The following is a 6,687-nucleotide window of genomic DNA, read 5'->3' on the forward strand; positions in this document are numbered from 1 at the left end:
CCCGACCGGGCGGCAATGGGCGGCCCGGGGCGGCAGCGGACGTCGGGCGGCGGGCGGCGGTCGGGGCGTTCGCCGGGCTGATGCGTACCGGCCAGCAGAGCACGCTCCGCACACCGATACGCGTCACCGCACCGACCCCCGCAAGGCAGAGTTCCCACGACCCATCCCGCGCAACCCCGGCGCCCCGTCGGACCACCCGCGGCGCCCGCTCGGCGCGGACCACCGGCTGTCCCGCTTGCCCCGACCGGCCCCGTTCGGCGGATGAGCGGAGGCGCGGGTCGGCCGCCGACGGTCCTCCGATCGGGTACTTGCCGTCGCGGCCCGGTGCGTACCGGTCTGCGGCCTCCGACCGCCCGTGCAACATTGCGTGGCGGCTTCGACTCGCTTCGTGTCGTCCGGGGTCCTTGCGGGGCCCCGGCCCCGGTGCCACCGTCACGCCCGGCACCGCTCCACTGTGGACCACCCGGACCCCTTGGTACGCAACGGATCCGGCCCCGTACGGCCCGGCGCGACGGCCGCCGCGACAGCTCCGCGCAACATGCCGTCGCAGTACCGCACGACCATGTCGCGGGCGGTGGAATTGCGCGCACGGACACCGGGTCGCACCATTCTTCGAAAGCCCGGATAACACCCGCGGTCCGCGAAATCAATTGCCGCGTGGCCTGGATCACAGTCCCCTGGATTTCACTGCCTGTCCGATCTATCTCCTTACGGTGGGAACCGGCCGACAAAACGGCAGTACCGGCCCGGCCAGACAGTAAGAGGTGATCGGCGACAGAACTCTTGACAACTGTTTGTACGCACGCTAAGTGGCCAGATCGACCGGCGCGGAGCACTCCCCCGGTGAACGACCGCGCCGACAGGTACTCCCCCGACTTGTCATCGAGATTGGCGGTGTTTGTCCGTGACCGAGACAGCCGTATCCCCCGCGGCCGAGAACGACGCCGAACCGGCGCCCCGCAGCCTGAGTACCGGTGGCGCGCGCAACCTCGCCACCACCACCAAGACGCCGCCCCAGAACCAGAACGTCACCAGCCGCTGGCTGCTGAAACTCCTGCCCTGGGTGGACGTCACGGGCGGCACCTACCGGGTCAACCGGCGCCTCACGTACCAGCTGGGCGACGGGCGGATCACGTTCACCACGGTGGGCGAATCGGTGTCGGTGATCCCGCCGGAGCTGCGCGAGATCCCGGTGTTGCGCGACTTCACCGACGAGGCGTCGCTGGCCGCGCTGGCGAACCGTTTCACGCAGCGCACGTACCAGGCGGGCGAGGAACTCACGACGACCGGGCAGCCGGCCGAGACGCTGTTCCTGGTGGCGCACGGAAAGATTCACAAGGTGGCTGCCGGAAAATACGGCGACCCGACCATTCTCGGTACGTTGACCGATGGCGACTTCTTCGGCGAGTCGATTCTTTCCGGCACCGGCAACAATTGGGAGTTCACCGCGCGTGCGGCGACCCCGTGCATCGTACTGGAATTGCCGCTGGGCGCGTTCCGGGAGATGAACGGGCAGTCCGAGCCGCTGCGCGAGCACATCCGGCGGGTGCTGTCCGAGCCGGGCGGGCGGCGCAACCCGCACGGCGAGGCGGAGATCGACGTGGCGTCCGGGCACGTGGGCGAGCCGCTGCTGCCGACCACGTTCGCCGACTACGACGCCGCTCCGCGGGAGTACGAGCTGTCGGTGGCGCAGACCGTGCTGACGATCCACACCCGGGTCGCCGACCTCTACAACAAGCCGATGAACCAGACCGACCAGCAGCTCAGGCTGACCGTGAACGCGTTGCGGGAACGGCAGGAGCACGAGATCGTGAACAACCCGGAGTTCGGGCTGCTGCCCAACAGCGACCTGTCGCAGCGGATCAGTACCCGGGGCGGGCCGCCGACGCCGGACGACATGGACGAGCTGCTGTCGTTGGTGTGGAAGGAACCGGCGTTCTTCCTGGCGCATCCGAAGGCGATCGCCGCGTTCGGGCGGGAGTGCAGCCGGCGCGGCGTGTACCCGACGGGCGTGGACGTCGGCGGGCACCAGGTGGTGTCGTGGCGCGGGGTGCCGATCTTCCCGTGCAACAAGATCCCGGTCAGTGCGCAGGCGAGTACGTCGATGATGCTGATGCGGACGGGCGAGGAACGGCAGGGTGTGGTCGGGCTGCACCAGACGGGGCTGCCCGACGAGTACGAGCCGAGCCTGTCGGTGCGGTTCATGGGCATCGACTCCAACGCGATCATCTCGTACCTGGTCAGCGCCTACTACTCCGCCGCCGTACTGGTGCCCGACGCGCTGGCGGTACTGGAGAACGTGGACGTGGGCGCGCCGGACGAGACGCACGCGCCGTAGCGGTACCGCCCGCGCTCCCCCCGCGGACGCCGGCCGGACCGCCGCCCGACCTCCCCGACGTGGCGGCGTCCGGCCGGTCCGAGGGGCCGCCTCGGAGTGCCCGCGGGGCTTCGAGACGGGCCCCGGCCCGCGCCGTCACCCGACTCCCCCCGGCGGCGCGGGCTCCCCCACGTTCCCCGATTGGCGGTGTTCCACGTGACCGAGTCAGTGTCCACATCGGACTTTACGGTGCCGCGCAGCGTCACCACCCGGACCGCCCGTACCCTCGCCACGACGACCAAGACCCGACCGCAGAACCGCAACGTCAGCGAACGGTGGCTGCTGCGCGCGCTGCCGTGGGTCGACGTACCGGGCGGCACGTACCGGGTGAACCGGCGGCGCGCGTACCCGGGGGTGGGGCGGGTCGAGGTGCCCGGCGCGCTGGATCCCGTTGCGCTGCGGGCGATCCCGGTGTTGCGCGAGCTGCCCGACGAGGCGGTGCTCGCCGCCCTGGCGCAACGTTTCACCCGCCGGACGTACCAGGCGGGCGAGCACCTGACGACGGCGGGCGCGCCGGTCGACGCCGTACACGTGGTGGCGCGCGGGAAGCTGCACGCGCTCGGCCTCGGCGCGTACGGCGACCCGACGAACCTGCGTACGCTCGCCGACGGTGACGTGGTCGGCGCCGCGGGCCTGACCGATCCGGCGGCGCGGTGGCGGTTCACCGCCCGCGCGGTCACCGCCTGCGTGGTACTTTCCCTGCCACGGCAGGCGTTCGCGGACCTGGCGGACGGTTCCGCCGTACTGCGCGACCACCTCGACCGGCTCGCCCGTACGCCGGGGCCGGCGACGAACAAACGCGGCGAGGCGGACATCGCGCTGGCGTCCGGGCACACGGGCGAGCCGCGGCTGCCGGGCACGTACGCCGACTACGACGACGGGCCGCGGGAGTACGAGCTGTCGGTGGCGCAGACCGTCCTGACGATCCACAGCCGGGTCGCCGACCTGTACAACGGGCCGCTGGACCAGACCGACGAACAGCTCCGGCTCGCCGTGACCGCGCTGCGCGAACGCCAGGAGTACGAGATGGTGAACAATCCGGGGTTCGGGCTGCTGGCGAACGCGGACCCGGGCCAGCGGGTGAGCACCCGGACGGGGCCGCCGACGCCGGCGGACCTGGACGAGATCCTCGCGCGGCGGCGCTCGTCGCGGTTCTTCCTGGCGCATCCGCGGGCGATCGCGGCGTTCGGCGCGGAGTGCGCGCGGCGCGGCGTGTACCCGGGGACGGTGACCTACGACGGGGTCGAGTTGACCGCGTGGCGCGGGGTGCCGATCCTGCCGTGCGACAAGATTCCCGTCGACGACCGGCAGACGACCAGCATCCTGTGCCTGCGTACCGGGGAGGAGCAGGAGGGCGTGGTCGGGCTGCACCAGACGGGGCTGCCCGACGAGGTGCAGCCGGGACTGTCGGTGCGGTTCATGGGGATCGGCGCCGACGCGGTCGTCTCGTACCTTCTCAGCGCGTACTACTCGGCCGCGGTGCTGGTGCCCGACGCGCTGGGTGTCCTGGAGAACGTCGAGCTCGGGAGGTCGGCATGACCGCGGTACGACCCGACACGGACGCCGCCGGCGACCTCGCCGAGGTACGGGACCTGGTCGCCCCGCACCTGCTGGCGACGGTACGGCGGCTCAACCCGAGGATGCGCCGCGTGGTCGGCTACCACTGCGGCTGGTGGGACGAGCACGGCACCACGCTGGGCGCCGACGCCGGCGGCAAGTCCGTCCGCCCCACCCTGACCGTACGCAGCGCCGAGGCGGTCGGCGCCGCCGCCGAGCAGGCCGTACCGGCGGCGGTGGCGGTCGAGCTGGTGCACAACTTCTCACTGCTGCACGACGACGTGATGGACGGCGACCGGACCCGGCGGCACCGCCCGACGGCGTGGTCGATGTTCGGCGTACCGGAGGCGATCCTGGCCGGCGATGCCGTCCTCACCCTCGCCACCGAGGTACTGACCACCGCGTACCCGGCGGGGTTGGCGACCGAGGCGGTACGCCGGCTGTCCGCGGCCGTACTCCGGCTGGTCGACGGGCAGACCGCGGACGTCGCGTTCGAGCGGCGTACCGACGTGACGCTCGCCGAGTGCCTGGAGATGGCCGGCGCGAAGACCGGCGCGCTGCTCGGCTGCGCCTGCGAACTCGGCGCGCTCGTCGCCGGCGCCGGCGCGACCCGGACCGGCCGGCTCCGCCAGTACGGGGAGCATCTGGGGCTGGCGTTCCAGCTGGTCGACGACCTGCTCGGGATCTGGGGCGACCCGGCGACGACGGGCAAGCCGGCGCTGGCGGACCTGCGTACGCGGAAGAAGTCGCTCCCCGTGGTGGCCGCGCTGTCCGCCGGGAACGCCGACGCCGACCGCCTGGCCCGGCTGTACCTCCGGGCGGGGCCGCTGGTGGAGGCCGACCTGCCCGAGGTGGCCGAGCTGGTCGACCGTGCCGGCGGGCGCCGCTGGGCGACCGAACGCGCCGAGGTCGAGCTCGGCGCGGCGCTCACCTGTCTGCGCGCCGCGGACGCCGAACCGGTCGCCGCCACCCGGCTGGTGTCGCTGGGCCGCCTGCTGACCAGGCGCGACCGGTGACCCTGCTTCCGTTGCCGTACAAGGAGTTCCGTACGCCGGGGCGGGCGGCCCGGTGTACGTCGGGTGGCCGGACGGTACGCGGATGACCTGACGGTGCGGGGCGCGGTCCGGTCGGCCGGGCGTAGGGACCTTGGCCGGCCGGACCGCCCGTCGTCGGCGGACACGGTACTGGCGCTGGTGGGACTGCGGCAATATCCTTCTGCGGTCAACGCAGGGCAGAAAGTCATCACCAGATGGAGTTCGCCACGATGGCCCACGACTCATCCGCGCTCGACCGGCGCACCCTGTTCAAGGCCACGCTCGGCGCCGCGACCGTCGCGGTCGTCGGCACCGACATGGTCGCGGCCGGCGCGGCGTCGGCCGCACCCGCCGTACCCGGTGCCGCGACGGCGGCCGACCCGTTCGGCTTCGTCGTCGGCTGCGACGAGTGGGGCGCGCGCCCGCCGTCCAGCACGATCCAGCTCAGCGGCAACGTCACCAACAAGATCATCGTGCACCACATGGCATTCCCGAACAGCACCGACTACTCGCTCGACCACGCCAAGCAGCTCGCGCGCGACTGCCAGAACCTGCACATGGACACCAACGGCTGGGCCGACACCGGACAACACTTCACCGTCAGCCGCGGCGGATACGTCATGGAAGGACGACACCGCAGCCTCGAAACGCTCGAAGGCGGCCAGCAGCAGGTCGTCGCCGCGCACTGCCCCGGCGAGAACGGCAACGCCATCGGCATCGAAAACGAAGGCACCTACATCACCGAAACCCCGCCCCGGGCGCTCATCGACGCGCTCACCAAGCTCTGCGCCACCGTGTGCACGCAGTACGGGCTGCACGCGTACGACATCTTCGGGCACTGGGACTTCCGCGACACCGACTGCCCCGGAATCGCGTTCTACCGGGAGTTCCCGATGCTGCGCCGGCGGGTACAGGCGGCGCTCGGCGAGTCGGCGTCGGCGGCACCGGCGCGGCGCTGGCCGGACATCTGGCGGTTCGTCGGCGGGCCGGTCGTCCGGCTCGGCCAGTACCTGCTGAACTCCCGCGGGTACCAGCTCGCGACGGACGGCGGGTTCGGGGCCGCCACCCTCGCCGCGGTCCAGGACTGGCAGGCGAAGCAGGGCCTCGCGGTCGACCCGGACGGTACGTTCACCACGGCCACCTGGGAGACGCTCGTCGCCCCGGTGTACCGGGACGGATCGGGTCCGGCGGTCGCCGGGTTGCAGTTCCTGCTCAACCACAAGGGGTACGCGCTGTCCGAGACCGGCGCGTACGACGACGCGACGCAGACGGCGGTGAAGCAGCTCCAGCGGCTGCACGGGCTGCGCCCGACGGGCAAGGTCGACACGACCACGTGGTGCGCGGTGGCCGGCGGTACGGTCCGCGAAGCGCTCTGACGGCGGGCCGGCTCCGTCGATCGGGGCCGGCTCCGCACTGGCGCCGACCCGTGGATGGCAATAGCCTTCACACGTAATCCGTGAGCAGAAAAGTCTCTACACACGGAGAGGTTGGTCGCCATGTCGTCCACAATGGACAGACGTACCCTGTTCAAGGCCACGCTCGGCGCCGCCACGGTCGCCGTCGTCGGCACCGAACTCGGCACCACGAGCAATGCCGCCGCCGACACCACGTACCCGTGGATCGTGGGCTGCGACGAGTGGGGCGCGCGCCCGCCGTCCAGCACGATCCAGCTCAGCGGCAACGTCACCAACAAGATCATCGTGCACCACATGGCATTCC

At 71.8% G+C, this 6,687-nt stretch carries 4 protein-coding genes and 1 pseudogene; all 5 read left to right on the top strand.

All coding sequences use genetic code 11. The annotated features are described in order from the left end of the window. Positions 1-904 precede the first annotated feature (904 nt). The gene (locus Aru02nite_RS02745) at positions 905-2,338 is read left to right on the top strand and encodes a family 2B encapsulin nanocompartment shell protein (RefSeq protein WP_239076345.1); all 1,434 of its coding nucleotides are present in this window, start codon (positions 905-907) and stop codon (positions 2,336-2,338) included. A 195-nt stretch (positions 2,339-2,533) separates the two neighbouring features. Further along, entirely contained in the window at positions 2,534-3,916 is a 1,383-nt protein-coding gene (locus tag Aru02nite_RS02750; protein ID WP_203654624.1) for a family 2B encapsulin nanocompartment shell protein, read from the top strand. Beyond that, positions 3,913-4,950: a polyprenyl synthetase family protein gene (locus Aru02nite_RS02755; RefSeq protein ID WP_203654626.1), complete on the top strand. Its 1,038-nt coding sequence runs from the start codon at positions 3,913-3,915 to the stop codon at positions 4,948-4,950. Before Aru02nite_RS02750 ends, Aru02nite_RS02755 begins: the two co-directional genes overlap by 4 nt. A 248-nt stretch (positions 4,951-5,198) precedes the next feature. Next, positions 5,199-6,344 (top strand): peptidoglycan recognition protein family protein, encoded by a 1,146-nt coding sequence (locus tag Aru02nite_RS02760; protein WP_203654628.1) that lies wholly within the window; start codon positions 5,199-5,201, stop codon positions 6,342-6,344. Between the two features lie 132 nt (positions 6,345-6,476). Beyond that, positions 6,477-6,687 (top strand): annotated as a pseudogene (locus tag Aru02nite_RS02765) (peptidoglycan recognition protein family protein); the annotation flags it as partial.

The organism is Actinocatenispora rupis (genome assembly GCF_016861975.1).
GTDB classification, from domain to species: Bacteria; Actinomycetota; Actinomycetes; order Mycobacteriales; family Micromonosporaceae; genus Actinocatenispora; species Actinocatenispora rupis.